Genomic DNA, 24,548 nt, shown 5'->3' with positions numbered 1-24,548 from the left:
CACGCTACATCTTGGCGATGAAGAGCGATCCGAAACACAAGATAAAACTTGACGTTTCAGGTCACTTACATCAATACATTTGCGATTGACAAACACATCGACGCAAGCATCCGCACAAACTACTTGATTCGCAATCTTTTAAAAAACGCCGCTGATATGCATTCAGCGAAGAGGGTAATTCTGAAGATCTCGAAACCGTTTGTCAACTCCCCGATCTCTCAATCTCGCCAACCGCGTTTCGGTTCAGACCGTCTCGCCGTTGGAGAGCGCGCATTATAGGCCCCTCAGTTTTCCCGTCAACTCCCTTTTTGAAACTTTTTTGAAATTTCTTCAAAAAAACATCTTTTCAAGCACTTAAAAAACAACCCGACAGCACGCAAGTCCGGACACTCCCTTCCCCACTCTCCCCAGCCCCTCTACCACGAGGGGAGAGGGGCTTATTGCCCCCACCCGGATGAGGTCAGCGCAGTGACACTCGTGCAAAACGTCGCTTGCCCACTTGGTAGACCGCCTCACTGCCGGCCTGCACATGAATGCCGGCATCGTCCACACGCTCACCGTCGATCCGTACCGCCCCCTGGCGGATCATGCGCATCGCCTCGGAGGTGCTGGACACCAAACCCGCTTCCTTGAGCAGGTTCGCCAGCGGCAAGGCGCCCTCCGGTGCAGACACCGTGACGGTCTCGATGTCGTCGGGCATCGCGCCCTTCTGGAACCGCTCGATGAAAGCCTGTTTTGCCCGGGCCGCGGACGCAGCATCATGAAACCGGCCCACCAGTTCCTCGCCCAGCAGGAACTTGATATCGCGGGGATTGGCGCCCTCGGCCACCGCGCGGCGGAAACCTTCGATCTCAGCCATCGGCCGGAAGGACAGCAGCTCGAAGTACCGCCACATGAGTTCGTCGGACACGGACATGATCTTGCCGAACATCTCCTCGGGCGCCTCGGTGATCCCAATGTAGTTACCCAGAGACTTAGACATCTTCTGCACGCCATCCAGCCCTTCCAGAATGGGCATGGTCAGCACCACCTGCGGCGACTGGCCATACTGCTTCTGTAATTCTCGCCCCATGAGAAGATTGAACTTCTGATCGGTCCCGCCCAGTTCCACGTCGGACTGCAACTGCACCGAGTCATAGCCCTGGATCAGCGGGTAGAGGAATTCATGAATGGCAATGGGCTGACCCGCGGTGTAGCGTTTGTGGAAATCATCCCGTTCCAGCATTCGCGCCACGGTGTGACGAGCCGCCAGCTGGATCATGTCGGCAGCACTGAGCTTACCCATCCAGGCGGAATTGAACGTGACCCGAGTCCGCTCCGGGTCCAGGATCTTGAAGATCTGCTCCTGATAGGTGCGGGCATTCTCGGCCACCTGCTCCGGAGTCAACGGAGGACGGGTGCTGTTCTTGCCGCTGGGGTCACCAATCATGCCGGTGAAGTCACCGATCAGAAAGATGGCCTCATGCCCCAGGTCCTGGAACTGACGCAGCTTGTTGAGCAGCACCGTATGTCCCAGGTGCAGATCGGGTGCCGTGGGATCAAAACCGGCCTTGATCTTCAGGGGGCGCCCGGCCTTGAGCTTCTCCCGCAACTCCTCTTCCAGCAGGAGTTCATGACAGCCACGACGAATGCGCTCGATCTGATCTGAAACTTCGGTCATTTCCTTTCTCTGTGGATACGTGTATCAGGACGTTGATTTGACATCGGGATGGAGGGCGATGATAACCAAAGAAACGATCCGACACACGGCCCCGCCCCCTGAATCTGGAAGAGAACCTGCATGACCGAACGCTATATCGGACTGATCTCGGGCACCAGCATGGATGCCGTGGATGCCGCCCTGGTGGAATTCAATGCCGACGGACCGCAATGCCTGATGGCCATCGCGCACCCATTTCCCGAGTCATTGAGACAGGACTTGAGGACACTGGCGGCGCCGGACTGGCGCGGCAATCTGGATGATTTCGGACGCCTGGACGCCCAGACCGGCGATCTGATGGCCGACGCCGCCCTGTCCCTGCTGGCGCGGGCACAGGTACCCGCCGACACCATCACGGCCATCGGCAGTCACGGACAGACGGTACGGCATCGACCGGACGCGCATCCGCCCTTCACTCTGCAGATCGGCAGTCCGGCCCGGATCGCCCAGGCCACCGGTCTGACCGTGGTGGCGGATTTTCGTACCGCCGACGTGGCCGTCGGCGGCCAGGGCGCACCGCTGGTACCGGCCTTTCATCGGGCCGTGCTGCAACATCCGAGGGAGGATCGCGTGGTACTCAATCTGGGCGGGATCGCCAACATCACCCACCTGCCGACCTCGGCCCAGGCCCCGGTACTCGGCTTTGATACCGGGCCGGCCAACACCTTGATGGATCACTGGATCCGTCACCATCGACAGGCACGGCACGATGAAAACGGTGATTGGGCCATGACCGGACAGGTGTCGGAAGCCTTGCTGGCACGCTGGATGGCGGACCCCTACCTGGATCTGGCACCGCCCAAGAGCACGGGAACGGAATACTTCAGCCCGACCTGGCTCCAGGCCCACCTGGCGACCTGCCCGGGGGTGTCGGCAGCGGATGTTCAGCGTAGCCTGCTGGAATTCACGGCCACGAGCATTGCCCGGGCCATCCAGTCCCACGCCTCCAACGCCGCGAGGGTGATCGTCTGCGGCGGCGGTGTGCACAATGGAGCCCTGATGGCGCGTCTACGGGCACACTTGGCACCCCGCATCGTGGAATCCTCCAGCCGCCACGGGCTGGATCCGGATTGGGTGGAGGCCATGGCCTTTGCCTGGCTGGCCAGGGAACGCATGCAAGGCAGAACGGGAAACCTGCCCGCGGTGACCGGGGCATCCAGGGCCGTGATGCTGGGGGGGATTCATGCCCCGTGACGGGGCATGGCTCGCCGGGGCGTCAGGTCTCCCGGGCCGGCGCCGTCATCGGTTCCGCGGCCATCGACCGCGCCCGGGCCGAGGAGGCCTCGGCATCCCAGTCCCGGGCCAGCCCGCGAGCCGTCTCGATCTGTTCCGGCGTCATGTCGGCGGCGTATTGCCCGAGGTTCTCCTCCGCCTGTGCATATCCCTGAAAGGCAGCCAGCTGCGTCCACATGTAGGCCTGAACCAGATCCCGGGGAACACCACGGCCATTGGCATACAACACCCCCAGGTCGGACTGGGCCGCGGGATTTTCCAGATCCGCCGCCATCCGATACCAATGGGCGGCTCGCGCTTCGTCCGCGTCCGTGCCGATACCGTGCAGGTACAGATAGGCCATATTGCACTGGGCACGGGTGCTGCCCTGCTCCGCTGCCTGCCGGTACCAGCGTAGGGCCTGGACCTCATCCTTGTCCACGCCCCGCCCCTGGACGTACATCAGCGCCAGGTTGGTCTGGGCATTGAGGTCCCCGTTCTCGGCCGCCATCCGGTACCAGCGGACCGCCTCGGCATCATCCTGCCGGACGCCCTGACCTCTGGCATACATGTAACCGACATTGAAACGGCCGGTGTCATGACCCAGCTGGGCCATCATGCGATACCAGCCGAAACGGACCAGGGCGAGCAACCGGGGGAGATTCATGCCGACACTCCCGTCAGACGGAGAATGAAGACCCGCAACCACAGGTGGTGGTGGCATTGGGGTTGCGAATCACGAACTGAGCTCCTTCCAGGCTCTCCGTGTAGTCGATCTCGGCCCCCATCAGGTACTGGAAACTCATGGGATCGATGAGCAGGGTCACCCCTGCCTTCTCTACGGTGGTATCCCCTTCATTGACTTCCTCATCGAAGGTGAAACCGTACTGGAACCCGGAGCAGCCACCGCCGCTGACGAAGACGCGCAGCTTGAGCTCGGGATTGTTTTCCTCGTCGATCAGGGCCTTCACCTTGGCCGCCGCGGAATCGGTGAACACCAGCGGGCTGGGCATGGCATCGGTACTGGTTTCGGTTGCGCTCATCTTCTCTGCTTCTCCGTGGTCGCTGTCTTGGGCCCGGGGGTGGGCGATCCCGCTACGCTATCATTGGCTTACGGAAACGGTCAAGAATCCTTGACCGCCGGGTCCGGCATGGCGGGCGCGGCTTCAGTCGCCCCCGCAGGCTTCTTGCCGACCTCGCGACGGGCATTCTCCGCCGGGACATCCAGATGCTCAAGCCGCATGGGCTCGTCGGACTGCCTGACCAGACTGCCGTTGACCTCGGCTCCGGCGGCCATTTCCATCAGGGTGTAGTGCAGATTGCCGCGAATGCGCGCGTGGGGCGCCAGTTCCACATGCACGAAGGCATGCACATCGCCTTCCACGGACCCATTGATGATCACCCGGGGAACCCTGACATCCCCTTCCACCAGGGCGCCTTGGTTGAGGATCAGAACGGACTCCTGGGACGCATCATCGGCCAGCAGATTGCCGCGCACCGTGCCCTCCAGATGCAGACCGCCGGAAAATTTCACGTCACCGGTAATGACCGTGTTTCGACCCACGATGGTATCCACTCGGGCGGGCTTGATTTTCTTGCGACGGGACCACATCAGGGATTGCCTCCACTGAGATTGAAAAGGGATTGCCACGGCAGGGACTGTTCCGCGACACGCAGCCCGCTCCCGGCAGGCTCGGCCTCGATCATCAGACGTTCCGGCAGCAGCTGTTCGGGCAACACCAGACGCCCTTCGAGCACCTGAAAATAGCGGAACGAAAAGCCCCTGCCCCGAGCCTGATCCGGGCAGATGGTTGCGTGGTCGTAACGCACCCGTTCACCGCCATCACGCCCCTCCAGCCCCAGTCGCAAGGTCCCCTCCACCACCTGACTGCCCTGCACCTGGGTCAGCACCACCTGGTAGAAATAATGCCCGGGATTATCCGGGTCCGGTTCCAGCCTGACCCGCTGGATGTGAAGCCCTCGCTCCAGGTCTTCCGGCGAGATGATGTTACGGAAGAAATCCAGTTCCTCCGTCAGGTGGTAGATGCGTTGCTCCATGTCGTGAATCGACTCACGGACCCGTGCCGACGCCTCACGTTCGATCATCAGGTCCCGTTCCAGCACCGCATGGCGTTGCCTGAGCTGACGGTGGGCCACTTCAAGATCCTTGTATCGGGGCCGCAGTTCCGCGATCTGCAGATCCGAATCCTGCCCGTACAGCAGACCGCGCTCATAACCCAGCTGATAGACCTGCCATCCGGCAATCAGCAGAATCCCCGCCACCAATACGGCGGACAACCACACCCACCAGGGGCGAGAGCGTCCGCCATGGTAGTACCCGCCAGGGACCCGTCGCCTGACCATGATGTCAGGGCAGCACGGCGATGGATTCCAGCCCAAGTGTCTCCGGCAGTCCGAACATGAGATTCATGTTCTGCACCGCCTGACCAGAGGCCCCCTTGACCAGATTGTCGATGGCGGAAAGCACCACCACCGTATCCCCACCACCGGGTCGATGCACCGCCAGGCGGCACAGATTGGTACCGCGGACACTGCGGGTTTCCGGATGGCCGCCCGCGGGCAGCACGTCCACAAAGGGTTCCCCGGCATAGCGCGCTTCGTAAAGCGCCTGCAGATCCGTATCGGCGTGGGTCAGCGTGGCGTAGAGACTGGCCAGAATGCCGCGGATCATGGGCACCAGATGAGGCACGAAGGTCAAACCCGGCGATTGTCCGGCAACCGCGGACAGGGTCTGCAGGATCTCCGGCAGATGCCGGTGCCCCGGCACCGCATAGGCCTTGAAGTTTTCGGAAGCCTCGCACAGCAGCGATCCCACCTGGGCCTTGCGCCCGGCGCCGCTGACACCGGACTTGGCGTCGGCCACCAGGCGGGCAGGATCCACCACGCCCTGCTCCAGCAAGGGCAGGAACCCGAGGGTGACGGCGGTAGGGTAGCAGCCGGGTACGGCAATCAGGCGGGCCTGCGTAATCCGGGCGCGGTGGATCTCCGGCAACCCGTAGACCGCCTCGTCCAGCAGTTCGGGGGCGCCATGGGGCTGGCCGTACCACCGGCTCCACAGGTGCGGATCCTTAATGCGGAAATCGGCGGACAGATCGATGACCCGGGTACCTCGTGCCAGCAGGTCACCGGCCATGGCGTGCGCCACTCCATGGGGCGTGGCAAAGAAGACCACGTCACAGTCACCCAGGGCGTCCGCATCAGGTGTCTGAAACACCAGCGCCCCCTGTCCGCGCAAGTTCGGAAACAGGGATTCCAGCGGCTCACCGGCATTGCCCCGCGAAGTGATCACCGCCGGCTCCACCCGCGGGTGGGCCAGCAACAGCCGCAACAGTTCAACCCCCGTGTACCCGGTGGCCCCGACAATGCCTGCCCTTATCACCCATTCATCTCCGGTCAGCTGTGAAACGTTCTACCCGGGGCATGATACCCCTGCCCAAGGGACCCATCATACATGCCCATGACCACCGGTTTAAGATCGAACATGGCCGTGTAAGATACAGCCCTGCCCTTTGCAACACGGAAACGGCCGATGATGAAGATGAAAACGAGAGATCTGCTGGTAGGCGCCTTTTTGGTGGTGCTGGTCGGAGGGTTGCTGGCCCTGTGGCTGGCACCGGAAGGCCTGCGTCCCATGCCCAGAGTGGTGGTGCCGACCCTGGATCAATCCCAGGTGGACTTGGCCTCGCTGGAAGGCAGGCCGGTACTGATCACGTTCTGGGCCACCACCTGCATCAGCTGCGTGCAGGAAATCCCTCACCTGCGGGAACTCCATGACCGTTACCATGAGCGGGGCCTGAAGGTGATCGGCGTGGCCATGGCCTACGACCCGCCGGAACAGGTGGCGGAGATGGCCCGAAGACGGGACATCAACTACACCGTGGGACTGGACGCCACTGGGGAGGTGGCCACGGCCTTCGGCGACGTGCGCCTGACCCCCACCTCATTCCTGATCGCACCCAACGGGCGCATCGTCTACCAGAAGGTGGGGGAGATGGACTGGCAACAAGTGGAACGCCATCTCTCCCGGTGGCTGTAGGCGCCACCGGCGACGGAGGCCAACGGTCAGGTCTTGCCGGCCCGCACCAGCCCTCCAAGCCCGGCCTGCACCAGGGCGTTGTTGAGCAGCGCCCGGATCGCCGCCGGCTCCTCCATGGTCATGCACTGATTGAGCAGCTCCCGGGCCCGCTCCCGGGAAAAGCTCCGGATCACCCACTTCACCCGTGACAGGGAAGCTACGTTGACGCTAAGGGCGTCTATCTCCATCCCCAGCAGCAGGATCACGGCAGCCGGATCGGCGGCCATCTCGCCGCAGACACTGATGGGCTTGCCGGCCTGATGGGCACCCCGGGCCGCATGCACCAAGGCATGCAGCACCGCCGGGTGCAGGGCATTGTAAAGGTCCGCCACCCTGGCATTGTTGCGATCCACCGCCAGCAGGTACTGCACCAGATCGTTCGTTCCCACGGACAGAAAATCCACCCGGCGCGCCAGGGCTTCCGCCAGATAGACTGCGGAAGGCACCTCGACCATCACGCCCACCCGGGGCACGGGAATCACATAATGCTCATCCAGCAGCTCGTCCCGGGCACGCTGCAGCAGCTGCAGGGCGCCCTTGAGTTCTCCCAGGGAACTGATCATGGGAAACAGGATGTGAAGATTGCTCAGCCCCTGGCTGGCGCGCAGCATGGCGCGCAACTGAGTCAGGAAGATCTCTGGGTGATCCAGGGTGATGCGGATGCCCCGCCAACCCAGAAACGGGTTGTCTTCCACCACCGGAAAATACGGAAGGGCCTTGTCACCACCCACGTCCAGGGTCCGCAGCGTCACTGGCCGGGGATTGAAGGACATGAGGGCCTCTCGATAGATCTCCGACTGTTCCTCCTCTCCGGGAAAGCGGTCCCGGATCATGAAGGGGACTTCGGTTCGGTAGAGACCGATGCCGTCGGCGCCGGACTGGATGGAGGGGGCAATGTCCGCCAGCAGGCCACTGTTGGCATACACCGGCACCTCGCAACCATCCTGAGTGATCGCCGGCTCCTGGGCCAGGGCCCGCAGGCCTTCCGCCAGCTCCTGCTCCTCTTCCTGCAGATGCTTGAACTGTTCCAGCAACTCCCGGCTGGGCTGGATGTAGAGACTACCCCGGTAACCGTCCACCACGATCTCGCGGCCTTCCAGCCGCCCCACCGGCAGGTCGGAGACCCCCATCACCGCTGGAATGCCCATGGCCCGGGCCAGGATGGCCACATGGGATGAGCCGGTACCCTTGGATGATACCACCCCGGCCAGACGATCCGTCGGCACCTCGGCCAGCTGGGTGGCGGTGACGTCCTCTCCCAGCAGGATGGTGCGCTCGGGAAAATCCTCTGGGCCGCGCACATGGGACTGCAGGCGCATGAGAATGCGACGGGCGATATCCCTGACGTCGGTGGCCCGCTCGCTCAGATAGGGGTCATCCATCTCTTCGAAGGCCCGGGTGCTTTCCCGCACGGTATCTCTCAGGGCCGAGGGCGCCCAGCTACCGGCCCGGATGCGATCCACCGTGCCATTCACCAGGCTGTCGCTGCCCAGCATCATGACGTAGGCATCGAACAGCAGCAGTTCTTCCGTCGGCAATACATCCTGCATCCGCTGCTTGATCTCATTGAGTTCATCCTGAACCGCCCGCACCGCCTCGCGAAAAACCTGCTCCTCCTCCTGAACATTCTCCGCATCCCGATCAGGCACGGAATCCAGGTCGGCCAGGGCATAGGCCACCACGCCCTGGCCCACGGCCACCCCGGCGGCCCCGGGAATACCGGTGATCTGCAGGTTTTCCTGAGGCGGGCGTTCCCGTCGACGGCCCACCTCGCCGATGAGTTCCGCGTGGCTGATGGCCCCGGCCAGCTGCGCCGCCAGGGTGATGAGAAAGGCCACATGCTCGTCATCAAAACGCCGACGCTCCCGCTGCTGCACCACCAGCACCCCCAGCATGCGTCGGTTATGCACGATGGGTACACCCAGGAAAGCGTGATAACGTTCCTCACCGGTCTCGGGGAAGTACTTGAAGCGCGGGTGATCGGGGGCGTTTTCCAGGTTGACCGGCTCCGCCCGCTCCGCCACCAGGCCCACCAGCCCCTCGCCCGCGGACATTTCCACATGACCGACGGAGTCGGGATTGAGACCTTCGGAAGCCATCAGCAACAACCGCTGACCGCCGGGCTCGCTCAGATAGACGGAGCAGACATCGATATCCAGCTCCTGCTTGACGCGCCGAACAATGATGCCCAGGGCCGATATCAGATTATCGGCGGCGCTTACCTCCAGAACGATGCGTCTGAGAACATGGAGCATGGGTAAAGGGTGCCGGGACAAGGGGGCCGCCGCCGCGGCCCAGGGTGGCTCAGAGCCGGCGGGGGCGGTAGCGCCGCTCGGCAGGACAGGAGGGCACGTCCTCCTGAAACAGTAACGGTGCCAGCTCCCGCAGGGCCTGGCGATAGACATGGCGCTTGAAGAACACCACCTCGCGCATGGGATGCCAGTAATCCACCCAGCGCCAGGCATCGAACTCGGGATGGGGCGCGGCATCCAGCCGAACGCGGCCGTCGTCCCCCACCAGCCGCACCAGGAACCAGACCTGTTTCTGGCCGATGCACACCGGCCCCGACCGGCGCCGGATCAGGTGCTTGGGTAGGCGGTAGCGCAGCCAGTCCCGGGTGCTGCCGATGACTTCCACATCAACGGGCTCAAGGCCGGTTTCCTCCGCCAGTTCACGGTACATGGCCTCCGTTGGCGTCTCATCCCGACGAATCCCCCCCTGGGGAAATTGCCAGGCCTGCTGCCCGATGCGCTTGGCCCAGAACAGGCGGCGATCCCGATTGCACAGGATGATACCGACGTTGGGCCTATAGCCATCACAATCAATCACTTAAGGAGGTCACTTGGAAGCTGGTCTGTGAATTGCATTTTTTCACAAGCGAAGCCGATCGGCAAATGCTCCAGGGCAAGCTTCGGCACGATGGCCTTGCCCGTGCCGGGCTGATGTAGAATGCAGGATTCAGATCAAGATGACGATGATGAGGAGACACGCGGTGAGCCTTGCCCTGTTCGACCTGGACAACACCCTCCTGGCGGGAGACAGCGATTACGAGTGGGGGCGTTTCCTCGTGGATCGAGGCGTCGTGGACGCCGATGCCTACAAGGCCCGCAACCTGGAGTTCTTCGAGGCCTACAAGGCCGGCACCCTGGACATCCTGGAATTCTGCCGTTTTTCCTTCTCGCCGCTGGCGGCCAATACCCTGGAAGATCTGCTGGCCTGGCGCGAGGAGTTCATGGAAACCCGCATCCGCGACCTGATCGCGCCCCGTGCCCGGGAGATCCTGGACCGGCACCGGGAATCCGGTGACACCCTGCTGATCATCACCGCCACCAACCGTTTCGTCACCCAGCCCATTGCCGAAGCCCTGGAGGTGGACCATCTGCTGGCCACGGAACCGGAATTCCGCGACGGCGCCTATACCGGGGAACTGGAAGGAATACCCTGCTTTCAGGGCGGCAAGGTGAAGCGCCTGGAGCAGTGGCTGGCACGGCAACCGGCGCTGGATCTGGAGGGGAGCTGGTTCTACAGCGACTCCCACAATGACCTGCCGCTGCTGGAGCGGGTGGACAATCCGGTGGTGGTGGACGCTGACGATAAGCTCACCGCCACCGCCAGAGAACGGGGCTGGCAGCAGATTTCCCTGCGGTGAGGCCCTGATGACGGCCCTGGACCGGCCATTCCCGCGGAACCCGGTGGACCCTCATCCCGGTGGATCCCGTCATTCCCGCGAAAGCGGGAATCCAATCACGAAATCAAAACCCTGGGCTCCCGCTTTCGCGGGAGTGACGACAGCCCCAGCCCGTGACGACGGCTCCAATAGCGACGGCAGCGCCGGCCTGACAGCGGCCGACCCGCGGTCCGGACTCCCGCTTCAGCCCGCCATCTCCTCGAAATCCGACTTGTCCGCCCCGCATTCGGGACGCACCCAGTCTTCGGGGACTTCCTCCCAGGGGGTCCCCGGCGCAATACCGTCATCCGGCAGCCCCTTGGCCTCGTCATAGACAAATCCGCAAATCACGCATTGATAAGTCTTCACGGCAAACCGACCTCCGCTGGTGTGATATCCCGAGCATGGCCCGGGCGAGTGATACACTCTGATGGATTACCCACTGGGAGCTTACCATGACCACCACTCCATCGGTTCCCGTCGTCATGACCCTGGCAGGGCACGACCCCACCGGGGGCGCCGGCATCCAGGCCGACATCGAATCCATCCTGAGCATGGGTTGCCATCCCGTGTCCGTGATCACCACGATCACGGTGCAGGACACCTCCGACGTCATCGGCATCGCGCCCCTGGATGCGGAACTCATTGTCCAGCAGGCGCGGGCCGTGTTGGAAGACATGCCCGTGGCCGCGGTCAAGATCGGCATGATCGGCTCCGTCGAGGGCGTACAGGCCATCCATACCCTGCTCACCGACTACCCGGACCTGCCGGTGGTACTGGACCCGGTGCTGGCCTCGGGTGCCGGCACCGCCCTGGCCACGGAGGAGATGGTGGACGCCATCAACAGCCTGCTGCTGCCCTTCACCACCCTGCTCACCCCCAACAGCCCGGAGGCCCGGGTACTGGCCCAAGGTTGCGATACCCTGGACGCCTGCGCCATGTTCCTGCTGGAACAGGGCTGCGAATATGTCCTCATCACCGGCACCCACGAAAACACCGCGCGGGTGCAGAACGTACTCTACGGCAACCATCGCCGTCTGGAAGCCTACCCGGTGGACCGCCTGTCCGGTGAGTATCACGGTTCCGGCTGCACCCTCTCGGCGGCGATCGCCGCCCTACTCGCCCAGGGCATCGAACCGGCTTCCGCCGTCCACGAGGCCCTCACCTATACCTGGCACAGCCTGGACCGGGCCCACCGGCTGGGCATGGGCCAGCTCATTCCCAATCGCCTGTTCTGGGCCGGCGATGAATCCGAGGACGAAGATCCAGCCGATGACGACACCGCTCACTTCTAGGCATGCCCGGCTGCACGGGCTCTATGTGATCACCCCCCAGGATGCCGGCGACACCCTGCTTGAGCAGGCCGCCGCGGCGCTGACCGGCGGCGCCCGCATCCTCCAGTACCGGGACAAGAGCCGGGACCATGACCGGCGCCTGGCTGAATCCCGAGCACTGTGCCGGCTGTGCCGGCACCATCAGGCCCTGTTCATCGTCAACGACGATGTGGCGCTGGCGGCCCGAGTGGAGGCGGATGGCGTTCATATCGGCAGCGATGACGGTGACATTGCCACGGCCCGGGCACTGATCGGCCCCGAACGGATCATCGGCGTCTCCTGTTATAACCGCCTGGAACTGGCCCGCCGGGCCGAAGCGGCGGGAGCGGACTACGTGGCCTTCGGCGCCCTGTTCCCCTCTGGCACCAAACCCGCCGCCGTCCATGCCCCCTTGAGCCTGATCCGTGAAGCCCGCCAATCGCTCGCCGTCCCCATCACCGCCATCGGCGGCATCACCCAGGACAATGCCGACACGGTGATCCAGGCCGGCGCCCACATGCTGGCAGTGATACAGGGCGTGTTCTCCGCTCCCGACATCCGTGCCGCCGCCGCCGACCTGAGCGCCCGTTTTTGACCCACGCAAGATTTGCAGCGCTTTGATTTTCCAAGGCGGGCGGTATCGAGTATCTTGTAGGGCTTTATTGGCGACAGCCCCCATTCACCAGCCAACACAGCGAAAGATCACACCCCATGACAAAATCCCATGATCTCTTCCAGGCAGCCCAGAAGCACATCCCCGGTGGCGTGAACTCTCCGGTCCGCGCCTTCAAGGGCGTGGGCGGCGACCCGATCTTCATCGAACGCGCCCAGGGCGCCTACATGTACGACGCGGACGGCAAGCGCTACATCGACTACGTGGGCTCCTGGGGGCCGATGATCGCCGGCCACGCCCACCCGGAGGTGATTGCCGCCGTGCGCGAGGCCGCCCTCAACGGCCTGTCTTTCGGCGCCCCCACCGAGCTGGAAATCCAGCTGGCCGATCGGGTCTGCGAGCTGGTGCCCTCCATGGAAATGGTGCGCATGACCAGCTCCGGCACCGAGGCCACCATGAGCGCCATCCGCCTGGCCCGCGGCTTCACCGGCCGCGACAAGATCCTCAAGTTTGAAGGCTGCTATCACGGCCATGGCGATTCCCTGCTGGTGAAGGCTGGCTCCGGCGCCCTCACCCTGGGCGAGCCCAACTCCCCCGGTGTTCCCGTCTCCCTGGCGGAGCACACCCTCACCGTCAGCTACAACGATCTGGAACAGGTCAAGGACGTGTTCTCTCAGGTGGGCAACGAGATCGCCTGTATCATCGTCGAGCCCGTGGCCGGCAACATGAACTGCGTGCCCCCGGCCCCCGGCTTCCTGGAAGGCCTGCGCAGTGTCTGCGACGAATACGGCGCCCTGCTGATCTTCGACGAGGTGATGACCGGCTTCCGCGTCGCCCTGGGCTGCGCCCAGGCCTATTACGGCATCAAGCCCGACCTCACCACCCTGGGCAAGGTCATCGGTGGCGGCATGCCGGTGGGTGCCTTCGGCGGCCGCCGTCAGGTGATGGAATTCCTCTCCCCGCTGGGCCCGGTCTATCAGGCAGGCACCCTGTCCGGCAACCCCATCGCCATGACCGCGGGCCTGAAGACCCTGGAAATTCTCTCCGCCCCGGGCTTCCATGAAGACCTGACCGCCAAGACCGAAACCCTGGTCTCCGGCATCCTGGGCGAAGCGAAGAAGGCCGGCATTCCCATGGCCGCCAACCAGGTGGGCGGCATGTTCGGTCTGTTCTTCACCGACCAGCCGGCGGTGACCAACTTCCACCAGGTCGGTCAGTGCGACGTGGCCCGGTTCGGCAAGTTCTTCCATCTGATGCTGGATCGCGGCGTCTACCTGGCACCCTCCGCCTTCGAAGCCGGATTCCTGTCCAGCAGCCACAGCGCGCAGGATCTGGAGGCCACCATCAAGGCCGCCGCCGACGCCTTCAAGGCCCTGGCCTGATCCGAAGAAACCCGGCCCCACACGGACTGGCAGCGGCTTGAAGGCCCCATGCCGTCCCCATGGCACCGGATCTGAACGGGCCGCCCAACGGGCGGCCCTTTTTGTTGACCACATCACCAAGGGAGAGCCTGCCCCATGGGAGAGATCGCCACCTATCTGGCGCTGGGGGCCTTTACCGGGGTCATTGCCGGCCTGCTGGGCGTGGGCGGGGGCCTGATCATCGTTCCGGTCCTGGTCTGGCTGTTCACCCGCCAGCAGATGGATCACGGCGTGATCACCCACCTGGCCATCGGCACGTCCCTGGCCACCATCATTCCCACCGCAATCGCCTCGACCCGCGCCCATCACCGTCACGGGGCCGTGCGCTGGGACGTGCTCAGGCGACTGATACCGGGCATCATCCTGGGGGCGCTGGCAGGCGCTACCCTGGCCGAGTTCATGAGCGCGATGCTGTTGCGCCGGGTCTTCGGCGTATTCGAGATCCTGGTGGCCCTGTATCTGTTGTTGAACCTGCCGCCCAAGGTGGGTCGACCCTTGCCGGGCACGGCGGTGCTGAGCACCGGCGGCGGGTTGATCGGTGGGGTTTCGGCCCTGCTGGGCATCGGCGGCGGCACCCTGACGGTGCCGTTCCTGGTGTGGTTCAACGTCCATCTGCGCCAGGCCATTGCCACGGCGGCGGCGGCGGGTCTGCCCATTGCCCTGGCGGGCACGGCCGGTTTCATCATTCACGGCTGGGGCAACCCGGCCCTGCCGGATGTCAGTAGCGGCTACGTGTACTGGCCGGCCTTTGCAGGCATTGCCCTGGCCAGCTATTTCACCGCCCGCTGGGGGGCATGGCTGACCCATCGTCTGCCGGTGACGCTGGTGCGGCGTTTCTTTGCGGTGCTGCTGATACTGCTGGGTCTGCGCATGCTGCTGGGCTGAACCGGCCTGCCGACGAAAACAATCTGCCGGAAGGACTACGCCTTGCCTGTACGGGACTGGGCTTCCACCTGGCTGCGGACCTCATTCATATCCAGCTCCGCCACCTTGCCCAGCACCTCATCCAGCTGGGAGGCCGTCAGCATGCCCGGCTGGGCAAACACGATGATCTGCTCGCGGAAGATCATCAGTGTCGGGATGGATCGGATCTGGAACATGGCCGCCAGCTGCTGCGCCTGCTCGGTGTTGATCTTGCCGAACGCCACCCCGTCGTGACGCTCCGAAGCCGCCTCGAAGATGGGGGCAAAGGCCCGGCAGGGACCACACCAGGGGGCCCAGAAATCCAGGATCAGGGTGTCATTGTTCTGTATCGCGGCATCCAGGTTGTCCTGGGTGATTTCGATCACGGCCATGGCCGCTCCTTTGGTCTTCAGGGTGTGTGGATCAGCCCGGATGCAGGCCGATGAGGGCATCACGCAGGTGGAACAGGCGGGCCAGGTGGTCATCCATTTCCAGCAACGCCTGTTTTTGGGCCGATTCGAACGGCATGAGTTCCGTCAGGCGGGCACCCACCCAGCCGCATCGGTCGAACTCACCCGTCATGCCGCGATAGGGCGGCGGCAGTTCCTGCAACAGGCGCTGCAGCAGTTCGGACAGGGACAGGAATTCGGCGGGCAGCAACACGTCCGGTGACGTGGGTAGTTCGGCGACCTCGCCCATCATCAATCCATCCTTGCGCACCCAGGTACGCTCCACCCGGAAACGGACCTCTCCCTGAACCGTGATCCCCAGCAGGCCGTCGGGACGCTGGTCCCAGTCGATGATCCGTCCCCAGGTTCCCACGGCGTGGATTCGGGCCGGCCCGGCCACCTCGGCACCCTCACGGATCAGGATCACACCGAAGGGCGCGTCGGTGCGCAGACAATGACGCACCATGTCGATGTAACGGGTCTCGAAAATCCGCAGCGGCAGGACGCCGCCGGGAAACAATACGGTGTTGAGGGGAAACAGCGGCAGTTCCATTCATTCCTCCCCGGCAGGCTCCACACCCCAGCGACGGATCAGATCGTTGGGGACATGCAGATGATCCAGAATCCGTGACACCACGAAATCCACCAACTGATCCACCCCTTCCGGCCGATGATAGAAGGCCGGATTGGCCGGCAGGATCACCGCGCCCATGCGGGTCAGACGCAACATGTGCTCCAGGTGGATCTCGGAAAAGGGCGTCTCCCGCACCACCAGGATCAGACGACGACGTTCCTTGAGGGCCACATCCGCGGCCCGCTCGATCAGGGAACGGCTGGCACCGCCGGAGACGGCGGCCAGGGTGGCCGTGGTGCAGGGGCAGATGACCATGGCGTCGGGCGGGGAAGAGCCGCTGGCCACCGGCGCGGTCCACTGCTCCCGGTCGAACACCCGCAACTGACCCGGGGCCGCATTGAACCGTTCGGAAAAGAACTGCTCGATCTCCCGGGATCGACCGGGCATGGACAGATCCGTTTCCATGCTGATGACCACCTGGGCGGGACGGGACACCATGAGATAGACACGCACGCCGGCCCGGATCAGGCATTCAAGCAGACGCAGGCCGTACTGGGCCCCGGAGGCTCCGGTGAAGGCCAGGGCCACGGTGCCGGGGGTTTCTGCCACGATGGACTCCTGTGCAGCGGATGTATGGGGACACGGCATGTCAGCTCGTCTTAAGCTGACCATCATAGCGGATTTCAGGGCGGATGCCCGCCTTGACCATGATCAAGTGCAAACCCCGATCCTGCCTGATAGTTTGGGTCCAACTTCCCATTTTCAAGGCACCCCTCCATGGAAACCATTCAAGACTTCTTCACCACCGACCACCGGGAATGCGACTACCGTCTGGCGGACCTGGAATCCGCCATCGCCGACGGCGACTGGGAGGCGGCCGACACCGGCTTCCGGGAATTCCATCACGACATGGAGCGACATCTGCAACGGGAAGAAACCCTGCTGTTCCCGGCCATTGAGACCGTCAGCGGCAGCGCCATGGGTCCCACCGAGGTCATGCGGCGGGAACACGATCAGATGCGCGCCCTCATGGACGAGATCCGTATCGCCAAGGATCAGCGGGACGAGAACACCACCCTTGGGGTCATCGAAACCCTCATGACCATGATCCAGCTCCATAACGTCAAGGAAGAGCAGATCCTTTACCCCATGGCCGACCGTTTCCTGCAGACCCAGCGCGGTGGACTGATGGCGCGGGTGAAGGCCCTGGAGCCGTGAACACTTCGCGACCCGTCCGTGTCCTGGATGTGCGTGATCTGCCGCCACCGGAGCCCATGGAGCAGGTATTGGACCTGCTCCCCCGGCTGGCGCCGGGTGAAATCCTGTGCATGCGGCACCGGCGTGAACCCTTTCCCCTCTATCCCATCCTGCGGGACATGGGATTCCAGTGGCGGGTACGGACACCGGCCCATGCCCCCTTCGAGATCCTGATCTGGCATGCCGGCGAGCCTGCCCCGGAGGATCCGGCATGATCAACCTGTCCCGCCTGTCCCTGGACCGCACGCCCCCTCTGTGGGTACCCCTGCAGTTCATGGCGGTCGCCCCCCTGTTTGGTGTCCTGTTTGCCGGGGTGATGATCCTGCTCGGCCCACAGGTGCTGGTATCGCGCTGGATGCCCGGCATGATCGGCGCCGCCCATCTGCTGGTCCTGGGCTATGTGGCCATGGTCATGTTCGGTGCCATGCAGCAGATGCTGCCGGTGGTGGCCGGCTCTCCCGTCCCCCGCGGCGCCATCACCAGCCACTTGAGCTTCATGCTGCTGACGCTGGGCACACCCCTGCTCGGTATCGGCCTGGTCCTGCATCGGCCCTTCTGGATTGCCGTCGGTGGTGTTCTGGTGTTGGGCAGTCTGGGGCTGTTCACCCTCACCGCCCTGATCGCCCTGGCCCGCAGCCAGGCACGGGGACCCACCACCCAGGCCATGACCCTGGCGGTCATCGCCCTGCTGGTCACGGCGGCCCTGGGCGGGTGGCTGGCCGGGGGCCATCTGGGACTGGGCTGGCCCCTGCCCCGACACATGACCGACCTGCACCTGGCCTGGGGCCTGCTGGGATGGGTGGCGCTGCTGGTGGCCGGCGCCGCCTATCAGGTGGTGCCCATGTTCCAGATGACGCCGGAATACCCCGCCCTGCCGGCCCGCCTGCATGCCCCGCTGGTATTTGCCATTCTGGCCGTGCTGACCCTGACGGCCCTGCTGCCGGTACCGGCAGCCGCAGCCAAGGTCATCAACATGACCGGCAGTGGCATGCTGGCGGCCCTGATGGCGGGTTTTGCCGGCATCACCCTGTGGCTGCAGTCCAGGCGTCGCCGCCGCAATGCGGATGTCACGGTCCGCTTCTGGCACATCGGCATGGTCTCGCTGCTGGCCGCGGTACTGGTCTGGGTGGTGATCCAGTTACTCCCGGGCCGGGGCCTGTGGGGTATCTGGGCACTGGTGCTGGCCTGGCTGTTCGTGGCCGGATTTGCCGTGTCGGTGATCAACGGCATGCTGTACAAGATCGTGCCCTTCCTGGTCTGGCTGCATCTGAATCAGACCCGCATGCGCTCGGGCAACTTCGCGATGCGGGTCCCCAACATGCACGAGGTCATCCCCCTGGGACTGACCCGACTCCAGCTTCGCCTGCACCTGGCGGCCCTCGTCGCCGGCCTGACGGCCCTGGCCTGGCCTGGCCTGCTGATCCCGGCGATGCTGCTCTTTGCCGCCTCCAACGGCCTGTTGAGCTGGAACCTGTTCACCGGCATCCGCTGCTATCGCGCCAGTCTGAACGCATCCCGGACGACGACCGGGTGAAAGCCGTCAGCGCCGGTTTTTGGTACCCTGTACGGACCACAGGCTTTTCCCTTTCCGTTTTCGCAAGTGATCCCATGCCCATGCCTCTCCTGAAGGCCCTCACCGTCCTCCCCCTGCTGTGGCTGCTGTCGGCCTGCAACGAGGCCCCGACACCGCCCCAGACCGTGCCGCTGATGATGCTGGTGAATCAGCCGGCCAACCATGACGGTCGCCTGATCACCACCGAGGGCACCGTCCGCCGGGTGGAGGAGCCCCTCCACTACTGGATTGAGGATGCCCAGCTGCGCCGGGTGGCCATCCAGCCCGACGCCCTGATTGCCCCCCATCTGGGCCGCAAAGTCCGGGTCACGGGCCGTTTCAGCCACGCGCCGGATCAGGGCCGCCGCCTGCAAGCGGAGCACGTCATTCCCCTGGATGACTGATCCCGATACCGGGGCGGCATTCCATGCCCCGGCCATGCCCTTTGAAGGCACTCCGTTCGCGACCGAGCGCCGTTTCCCCGCGACATGTCCCTGATCCGTTCGGCAAAGACTCCGTTGCACCCATGGCTTCGACACAGCGGCCGGGAAACCCGTCGGCTGGTCCTGCTCGCCCTGCCCATCTGCGGAGCCCAGCTCACCCAGGCCGGCATGGGTGTGGCCGATGTCATGATGACCGGTCGTCTGAGTGCGACCGACCTGGCGGCCGTCTCCGTCGGAGCCAGCCTGTGGATGCCCATGATGCTGTTCATGCTGGGGACCCTGATGGGACTCACCCCCATCGTCAGCGAACGCCTGGGGGCGGGCGATTCCCGGCGAATCCGGGCCCGGGTCCATCAGGCCCTGTGGGTGAGCCTGGCCATGGGCATCCTGGTGGGCCTGATGCTCCTGCAACTGGCCCCTCCCATCTTCCGGTGGATGGACGTGCCGCCGGAAGTGGCCGCCCGTTCCGGCGATTATCTCGCGGGCGTTGCCCTGGGCATGCCGGGTATCGCCCTGTTCCTGGCCCTGAGGGCCTTTTCCGACGGCATGAGCCATACCCGGCCGGCCCTATGGATCGGTCTCATCGGCCTGGGGGTCAACATCCCCGCCAACTTCCTGCTGATCCATGGCGGCGGCGGTGTGGCGGCGCTGCTCGGCCCCCTGGCGCCCGCGGGCCTGGAAGCCTTGCCCGCCCTGGGCGCCCTGGGCTGCGGCATCGCCACGGCCCTGTCCTTCTGGACCATGGGACTGGCGATGCTACTCCATACCCGACGCAGCCCGGTCTACAGGCCGGTGGCCCTGTGGTCACGACTGACACCGCCGCGCCCGGCCCTGATCGGTGAACTGCTGTTCGTGGGCCTGCCCATCGGCATCGCCATCTTCGTGGAAGTCACCCTGTTCACCCTCATCGCCCTGTTGGTGGCCAGTCTGGGGGAAATCACCGTGGCCGCACACCAGGTGGCGCTGAACATCACCTCCTTCATTTTCGTCCTGCCCCTGGCCCTGGGAATGGCCCTGACCGTCCGGGTGAGCCGGGCACTGGGGGCGGGCCGCCCCCGACAGGCGCGATTCGTGGCGTGGAACGGCGTGGTGGTATCCCTGGTGACGGCCCTGATCAACGGTGTCTTTCTACTACTGCTGGGAGAGGCCGTCATCGGCCTGTACACCCACGATGCCCAGGTACAGTCACTGGCCCTGTCACTGATTTTTCTGGCGGTGCTGTTCCAGCTCTCCGATGCCCTGCAACTGAACATGGCCGGCGCCCTGCGGGGATACAAGGACACCCGTGTCCTGATGATGATCACGCTGCTGTCCTACTGGGCCGTGGGCCTGGCCGCCGGACACTGGCTGGCCACCCGGGGCCTGGGCGGCGGTATCCCCGCGCTGGGTGTCCATGGCTACTGGATCGGGCTCATCATGGGCCTCACCGTCGCCGCCCTGCTGCTGGGACTGCGCCTGCGGGCCATCAGCCGTCCCGATCCCGCCCTATCCACAGATTCTGTGGATAACTTTGTGGAAAGCATGTCTGAAACCCTTCCGGTCGCAGGTCCCATCACAGGCCCGAACAATTTGAACAAAAAATGACCAGACCAAAAAAGTCATTTTATTTCAAAGAGTTAAAAAACACCGCCAGGAACGCCCTACCGCTTGACAAACAGGCGCCGGATCGATAGGAGCCACGGCGAAATGTGCATAACCACTGGCCGGTAGTCCGATGAGGACGACTCTTGAACCAGACGGCGTATACTCTCTGCATGCCTGCCGATACCCCCCAGCCCCAAAGTCAACGCATCTGGGTCGACGCGGATGCCTGTCCCGCCGTGATCAAGGACATCCTGTTCCGCGCCGCCCAGCGCACCCGCATCCCGGTCACCCTGGTGGCCAACCAGTACATCAGGGTGCCGCGATCACCGTTCATCCGTGCCATCCAGGTCGGCCATGGCTACGACGTGGCGGACCAGGAAATCGTCCGCCAGGCCCGGGCCGGAGATCTGGTGGTCACCGCGGACATCCCCCTGGCGGCGGAGGTGATCGACAAGGGCGTCCATGTCCTCAACCCGCGCGGGGAACGCTACACCCCCGAGAGCATCAGGGAGCGCCTGCAGATGCGCGATTTCATGGAGACCCTGAGGGCCAGCGGCATTGAGACGGGCGGCCCCGATGCCCTGCATCAGCGTGACCGCCAGGCCTTCGCCAACCAGCTGGATCGCTGGCTCAACGGCCGGTAAGACCTCTGCCTCAGCGGGAGAACAGGGCCTTCAGGCGTTCCAGATCCTCGGCCGACCAGCCCTCGGGTTCCGTCAGCGCGTGCCAGGCATCGATATAGTGCTCGGCCGCGAAGGTGTGGCCGTACCCGGGGGGCGTGGAACCCACCGCCATGTCCGCCGCCAGCTGCAGCATGGTGACAATGGGATACCAGCGCAGATCCGGCGATACATCCGGTCCCCGGGGCGGCAGCATCCACTCCGGTTCCCGGAAGAAGGCATGGGTGTCGAAGAAGGTGACCGGATCACTGGCATACTGGAGATAGGCAATGCGGAACGTTCCCCAGGGACCCGCCCCGTCGTTCAGTCCCCCAGTCTGGTTCATGAAACGCACCACCGCGCCATCCCGGAACCGGGGCAACCAGGCCGGGGAATCCGGGTCCCGCTCCTGAGTGGCCTTGCGCCAGGTCTCGCTACGAAACGGGGGACCGCTCCAGAGGGCGCCATGGAAGGGGTCCTGAATGATGTCGTAGACATCGAAGGAGCGGTCGGAATTGAGCGCCCCCAGGCTCAGGCCGTGGAGATACAGGGCGGGCCGGGCATCCCGGGGCAACCCTGTCCAGTAGCCATACACCTTTTCGAACAGGGCCCGCGCCATTTCGGCCCCGTACTCCCCCTCCACGATCAGGGACAGGGCGCTGGGCAGGTAGGAATACTGGGCCGTCACCGTGGCGATATCTCCCCGATGCAGATATTCCACCGTATCCTGGGCCGCCGGGTCCACCCACCCCGTACCCGTGGGTGTCACCAGCAGCAAGACGGAACGCTCAAACCCGCCCACCCGCTTGAGTTCCTCCAGGGCCAGCCTGGCCCGCTCATGGGCCGTGTCCGCCGCATTCAGCCCCACGTAGACCCGAATCGGCTCCAGGGCCGGGGCACCGGTAAAGTCCGCGATCTCGGCGGCGGAAGGCCCCGAGGAGATGAAGTTGCGCCCCTGGCGACCCAGTTCCGCCCAGGGGATCAGGGAAGCACTGCTGCCGGTCTTGAGGGGGTCCTCGGGACGGGCCAGATCGTCCTGGATCAGGGCATCCACCTGCTGATAGGAGTTGTCCGCCGCCCGCAGGGCCAGGGAGAAGATCACCCCGTCGATCAGGGACCAGAACAGCATGGCCGCGACCAGCACCCCCACCACATGGGAGACATGGGCGGGGACGAAGCGCTGCAACCGGCTGGAGAGGAAGAAAAAGGTGTACTTGAACAAGCGCGCCACCACCAGCAGCGCGGTGAATATCAGCAGGGTCATCAGACCGATGGCCACGGTGGGCATGCCGCCGATGGGTTCCATGCCCATGATCCCGCGCAAGGTGTTCTGCCACTCGGTGGCCTGCCACAGGAAAGTGACCACGACCACCGCGCAGGCCAAAGCCGCCAGTGACTTCAGGATCAACTCGTTACGGCGCCGGGGTACCGGCAGTTCCACATAGATCCACAGCCAGCGAAAGAAGAAGCCCACGGCATAACCAGCGGTAAAGGACAGCCCGGAGATCAGTCCCTGGATGCCGAAGGGTCGGGGCACCAGACTGGGGGTCAGGGAAAAGGCAAAGAACAGGGTACCCACCAGCAGCCCGACGACGGAAAACCCCCGGGCCAGATCCAGGATGAAATCACGGATTTTATGCTTAGCCATAAATATCCTTTACTCTGGAATATCCTTGTTAGAATCCCCCGCACAAGGCCCCGGAGCCCCGATGAATCACGACGACCTGCGCCAATGGTCCAAGCGCGCCGCCGACTGGACCCATGAATACCACAACAGCCTGCGCGACCGACCGGTGCGGGCACAGACACGGCCCGGCGACATTGCCGCCCGTCTGCCCGAGACCGCGCCGGAACAGCCCGACCCCCTGGAGACGATCTTCGAGGATTTCACCCGGATCGTACCCGAGGGCATGACCCACTGGCAGCATCCCCGCTTCTTCGCCTACTTCCCCGGCAACGCCGCGCCGGCCTCCATGCTGGCCGAACAGTTGGCCAACGGCATGGCCGCCCAGGCCATGCTCTGGCAGACCTCCCCCGCCGCCACGGAAATGGAAACCGTGATGATCGGCTGGCTGCGCGATGCCCTGGGGCTGGCCCCTCACTTCACCGGCACCATCCATGATACCGCCACCATCGCCACCCTCTCGGCCATACTCACCATGCGGGAAAAGGCCCTGGCCTGGAAGGGCAACTCGGCGGGACTCGCGGCGCAGCCCCGCCTGCGCCTCTATGCCTCCACCCAGGTCCACTCGTCCATCGACAAGGCGGTCCGCATCGCCGGCATCGGTCAGGACAATCTGGTCAAGATCCCCACCGATGCGCACCACGCCATGGACACCGCGGCCCTGGATAGCGCCATTCGGGCCGATCTGGCCGCCGGCCGTCGACCGGCCGGCGTCATCCTCTGCGTGGGGGCTACCGGCATCGGTGCCAGCGACCGGCTCCAGGACGCCATCACGGTGGCCAAGACCCACGGCCTGACCACCCATGTGGATGCCGCCTGGGCGGGATCAGCCATGATCTGCCCGGAGTTTCGTCACCTCTGGGCAGGCATCGACGGCGCCGACAGCATCGTCTTCAATCCTCATAAATGGCTCGGCATGCAGATGGACTGCTCCATCCAGTTCCTGGCCGATCCCGTCCCCCAGGTCCGCACCCTGGGCCTGCGACCCGATTACCTGGAAACCCTGGGGCAGTCGGAGATCACCAACTATAACGAGTGGACGGTCCCCCTGGGGCGGCGCTTCCGGGCCCTGAAGATCTGGTTCACCCTGCGCGCCTATGGTCTGGAAGGCCTGCGCCGACGCATCCGCAACCACATTGCCTGGTCGGAAGCACTGGCCACCGCCATAGCCTCGCTGCCGGACGTGGAGATCATCACCCCTCCGGCCCTGTCCCTGTTCAGCTTCGCCCTCAAGGACGGTAACGCCGCCACCGAGGCCCTGCTCACCCGCATCAATGACCATGGCCAAGTCTACCTCACCCAGACCCGACATCAGGACCGCTTCGTCATCCGGGTACAGGTCGGGCAGTTCGACTGCACCCGGGAAGATGTCATGACGGTGTACCAGGTGGTCAGGGATCTGCTGTCCGGGTAAGGCCATGG

The 24,548-nt window shown here is 64.4% G+C and carries 27 protein-coding genes; 14 read left to right on the top strand and 13 right to left on the bottom strand.

Annotated elements, in window-relative coordinates:
• Nucleotides 1-460 precede the first annotated feature (460 nt).
• Nucleotides 461-1,660 carry a tyrosine--tRNA ligase gene (tyrS, locus tag ECTPHS_RS02370; protein ID WP_008931079.1) on the bottom strand — a complete coding sequence of 400 codons (1,200 nt, stop codon included), beginning with the start codon at nucleotides 1,658-1,660 and terminating at the stop codon, nucleotides 461-463.
• A gap of 120 nt (nucleotides 1,661-1,780) precedes the next feature.
• Between tyrS and ECTPHS_RS02365 the strand changes: the two genes are divergently transcribed.
• Complete coding sequence (locus ECTPHS_RS02365) at nucleotides 1,781-2,893, top strand: anhydro-N-acetylmuramic acid kinase (RefSeq protein WP_008931078.1); 1,113 nt, start codon at nucleotides 1,781-1,783, stop codon at nucleotides 2,891-2,893.
• Nucleotides 2,894-2,915: 22 nt separating this feature from the next.
• On the opposite strand, the gene ECTPHS_RS02360 is transcribed toward ECTPHS_RS02365, so the two are convergent.
• The 5 genes from ECTPHS_RS02360 to argC all read right to left on the bottom strand — a co-directional run bounded on the left by ECTPHS_RS02360 (nucleotide 2,916) and on the right by argC (nucleotide 6,311).
• Nucleotides 2,916-3,578: a tetratricopeptide repeat protein gene (locus ECTPHS_RS02360; protein ID WP_008931077.1), complete on the bottom strand. Its 663-nt coding sequence runs from the start codon at nucleotides 3,576-3,578 to the stop codon at nucleotides 2,916-2,918.
• Nucleotides 3,579-3,591: 13 nt separating this feature from the next.
• A complete protein-coding gene (gene erpA / locus ECTPHS_RS02355) occupies nucleotides 3,592-3,954 on the bottom strand; it encodes an iron-sulfur cluster insertion protein ErpA (RefSeq protein ID WP_008931076.1) in 363 nt (120 codons plus the stop codon).
• An 80-nt stretch (nucleotides 3,955-4,034) separates the two neighbouring features.
• On the bottom strand, nucleotides 4,035-4,523 hold the full coding sequence (locus ECTPHS_RS02350; protein ID WP_008931075.1) for a polymer-forming cytoskeletal protein: 489 nt from the start codon (nucleotides 4,521-4,523) through the stop codon (nucleotides 4,035-4,037).
• Nucleotides 4,523-5,209 (bottom strand): DUF6776 family protein, encoded by a 687-nt coding sequence (locus tag ECTPHS_RS02345; RefSeq protein WP_008931074.1) that lies wholly within the window; start codon nucleotides 5,207-5,209, stop codon nucleotides 4,523-4,525. The genes ECTPHS_RS02350 and ECTPHS_RS02345 overlap by 1 nt, the downstream gene beginning before the upstream one ends.
• 70 nt (nucleotides 5,210-5,279) lie before the next feature.
• A complete protein-coding gene (gene argC, locus ECTPHS_RS02340; RefSeq protein WP_008931073.1) occupies nucleotides 5,280-6,311 on the bottom strand; it encodes an N-acetyl-gamma-glutamyl-phosphate reductase in 1,032 nt (343 codons plus the stop codon).
• A 159-nt stretch (nucleotides 6,312-6,470) separates the two neighbouring features.
• Here argC and ECTPHS_RS02335 point away from each other — a divergent pair, with 159 nt between their 5' ends.
• Nucleotides 6,471-6,968, top strand: coding sequence for a peroxiredoxin (locus tag ECTPHS_RS02335; protein WP_040404858.1), 498 nt, complete (start codon nucleotides 6,471-6,473; stop codon nucleotides 6,966-6,968).
• 26 nt (nucleotides 6,969-6,994) lie between these two features.
• Here ECTPHS_RS02335 and ptsP read toward each other — a convergent pair whose 3' ends face one another.
• Both ptsP and ECTPHS_RS02325 read right to left on the bottom strand, forming a co-directional pair.
• On the bottom strand, nucleotides 6,995-9,262 hold the full coding sequence (gene ptsP / locus ECTPHS_RS02330; RefSeq protein ID WP_008931071.1) for a phosphoenolpyruvate--protein phosphotransferase: 2,268 nt from the start codon (nucleotides 9,260-9,262) through the stop codon (nucleotides 6,995-6,997).
• A gap of 49 nt (nucleotides 9,263-9,311) precedes the next feature.
• Nucleotides 9,312-9,836, bottom strand: a complete 525-nt coding sequence (locus ECTPHS_RS02325; RefSeq protein WP_008931070.1) for an RNA pyrophosphohydrolase — start codon at nucleotides 9,834-9,836, stop codon at nucleotides 9,312-9,314.
• 163 nt (nucleotides 9,837-9,999) lie between these two features.
• Here ECTPHS_RS02325 and ECTPHS_RS02320 point away from each other — a divergent pair, with 163 nt between their 5' ends.
• Nucleotides 10,000-10,656: an HAD family phosphatase gene (locus tag ECTPHS_RS02320; RefSeq protein ID WP_008931069.1), complete on the top strand. Its 657-nt coding sequence runs from the start codon at nucleotides 10,000-10,002 to the stop codon at nucleotides 10,654-10,656.
• A 222-nt stretch (nucleotides 10,657-10,878) separates the two neighbouring features.
• Here the strand turns inward: ECTPHS_RS02320 and ECTPHS_RS02315 are convergent, their stop codons facing one another.
• Nucleotides 10,879-11,043, bottom strand: coding sequence for a rubredoxin (locus tag ECTPHS_RS02315; RefSeq protein ID WP_008931068.1), 165 nt, complete (start codon nucleotides 11,041-11,043; stop codon nucleotides 10,879-10,881).
• A gap of 86 nt (nucleotides 11,044-11,129) precedes the next feature.
• On the opposite strand from ECTPHS_RS02315, the gene ECTPHS_RS02310 reads away from it, so the two are divergent.
• From ECTPHS_RS02310 to ECTPHS_RS02295, 4 genes are all read left to right on the top strand, one after another.
• Complete coding sequence (locus ECTPHS_RS02310) at nucleotides 11,130-11,969, top strand: hydroxymethylpyrimidine/phosphomethylpyrimidine kinase (RefSeq protein ID WP_008931067.1); 840 nt, start codon at nucleotides 11,130-11,132, stop codon at nucleotides 11,967-11,969.
• Entirely contained in the window at nucleotides 11,947-12,582 is a 636-nt protein-coding gene (gene thiE / locus ECTPHS_RS02305; RefSeq protein ID WP_040404815.1) for a thiamine phosphate synthase, read from the top strand. Before ECTPHS_RS02310 ends, thiE begins: the two co-directional genes overlap by 23 nt.
• A 116-nt stretch (nucleotides 12,583-12,698) precedes the next feature.
• Nucleotides 12,699-13,982: a glutamate-1-semialdehyde 2,1-aminomutase gene (gene hemL, locus ECTPHS_RS02300; RefSeq protein ID WP_008931065.1), complete on the top strand. Its 1,284-nt coding sequence runs from the start codon at nucleotides 12,699-12,701 to the stop codon at nucleotides 13,980-13,982.
• A 135-nt stretch (nucleotides 13,983-14,117) separates the two neighbouring features.
• Complete coding sequence (locus ECTPHS_RS02295) at nucleotides 14,118-14,906, top strand: sulfite exporter TauE/SafE family protein (RefSeq protein WP_008931064.1); 789 nt, start codon at nucleotides 14,118-14,120, stop codon at nucleotides 14,904-14,906.
• Between the two features lie 35 nt (nucleotides 14,907-14,941).
• Here the strand turns inward: ECTPHS_RS02295 and trxA are convergent, their stop codons facing one another.
• The 3 genes from trxA to ECTPHS_RS02280 are packed head-to-tail and all read right to left on the bottom strand — an operon-like array spanning nucleotide 14,942 to nucleotide 16,556.
• Nucleotides 14,942-15,316, bottom strand: a complete 375-nt coding sequence (trxA, locus tag ECTPHS_RS02290) for a thioredoxin (RefSeq protein WP_008931063.1) — start codon at nucleotides 15,314-15,316, stop codon at nucleotides 14,942-14,944.
• A gap of 31 nt (nucleotides 15,317-15,347) precedes the next feature.
• On the bottom strand, nucleotides 15,348-15,926 hold the full coding sequence (locus ECTPHS_RS02285) for an LON peptidase substrate-binding domain-containing protein (protein ID WP_008931062.1): 579 nt from the start codon (nucleotides 15,924-15,926) through the stop codon (nucleotides 15,348-15,350).
• Entirely contained in the window at nucleotides 15,927-16,556 is a 630-nt protein-coding gene (locus tag ECTPHS_RS02280; protein WP_008931061.1) for a flavin prenyltransferase UbiX, read from the bottom strand.
• Between the two features lie 168 nt (nucleotides 16,557-16,724).
• Between ECTPHS_RS02280 and ECTPHS_RS02275 the strand changes: the two genes are divergently transcribed.
• The 6 genes from ECTPHS_RS02275 (at nucleotide 16,725) to ECTPHS_RS02250 (ending at nucleotide 21,427) form a co-directional block, all read left to right on the top strand.
• Entirely contained in the window at nucleotides 16,725-17,165 is a 441-nt protein-coding gene (locus ECTPHS_RS02275; RefSeq protein ID WP_008931059.1) for a hemerythrin domain-containing protein, read from the top strand.
• On the top strand, nucleotides 17,162-17,419 hold the full coding sequence (locus ECTPHS_RS02270) for a DUF2249 domain-containing protein (RefSeq protein ID WP_008931058.1): 258 nt from the start codon (nucleotides 17,162-17,164) through the stop codon (nucleotides 17,417-17,419). Before ECTPHS_RS02275 ends, ECTPHS_RS02270 begins: the two co-directional genes overlap by 4 nt.
• Nucleotides 17,416-18,738 carry a hypothetical protein gene (locus ECTPHS_RS02265; protein ID WP_008931057.1) on the top strand — a complete coding sequence of 441 codons (1,323 nt, stop codon included), beginning with the start codon at nucleotides 17,416-17,418 and terminating at the stop codon, nucleotides 18,736-18,738. Before ECTPHS_RS02270 ends, ECTPHS_RS02265 begins: the two co-directional genes overlap by 4 nt.
• Nucleotides 18,739-18,812: 74 nt before the next feature.
• Nucleotides 18,813-19,160, top strand: a complete 348-nt coding sequence (locus tag ECTPHS_RS02260) for a hypothetical protein (protein ID WP_050814183.1) — start codon at nucleotides 18,813-18,815, stop codon at nucleotides 19,158-19,160.
• A gap of 84 nt (nucleotides 19,161-19,244) precedes the next feature.
• Nucleotides 19,245-20,783: an MATE family efflux transporter gene (locus tag ECTPHS_RS02255; protein ID WP_008931055.1), complete on the top strand. Its 1,539-nt coding sequence runs from the start codon at nucleotides 19,245-19,247 to the stop codon at nucleotides 20,781-20,783.
• Between the two features lie 170 nt (nucleotides 20,784-20,953).
• The gene (locus ECTPHS_RS02250; RefSeq protein ID WP_008931054.1) at nucleotides 20,954-21,427 is read left to right on the top strand and encodes a YaiI/YqxD family protein; all 474 of its coding nucleotides are present in this window, start codon (nucleotides 20,954-20,956) and stop codon (nucleotides 21,425-21,427) included.
• A 10-nt stretch (nucleotides 21,428-21,437) separates the two neighbouring features.
• On the opposite strand, the gene ECTPHS_RS02245 is transcribed toward ECTPHS_RS02250, so the two are convergent.
• Nucleotides 21,438-23,090, bottom strand: coding sequence for an alpha/beta-hydrolase family protein (locus tag ECTPHS_RS02245; protein WP_008931053.1), 1,653 nt, complete (start codon nucleotides 23,088-23,090; stop codon nucleotides 21,438-21,440).
• A 61-nt stretch (nucleotides 23,091-23,151) separates the two neighbouring features.
• On the opposite strand from ECTPHS_RS02245, the gene ECTPHS_RS02240 reads away from it, so the two are divergent.
• The gene (locus ECTPHS_RS02240; protein ID WP_008931052.1) at nucleotides 23,152-24,540 is read left to right on the top strand and encodes a pyridoxal-dependent decarboxylase; all 1,389 of its coding nucleotides are present in this window, start codon (nucleotides 23,152-23,154) and stop codon (nucleotides 24,538-24,540) included.
• Nucleotides 24,541-24,548 lie beyond the last annotated feature (8 nt).

The organism is Ectothiorhodospira sp. PHS-1, from assembly GCF_000225005.1.
Taxonomy (GTDB): domain Bacteria; phylum Pseudomonadota; class Gammaproteobacteria; order Ectothiorhodospirales; family Ectothiorhodospiraceae; genus Ectothiorhodospira.
Note: the sequence above shows the minus strand (reverse complement) of the source record. Positions and strands in the feature narration are given on the sequence as shown.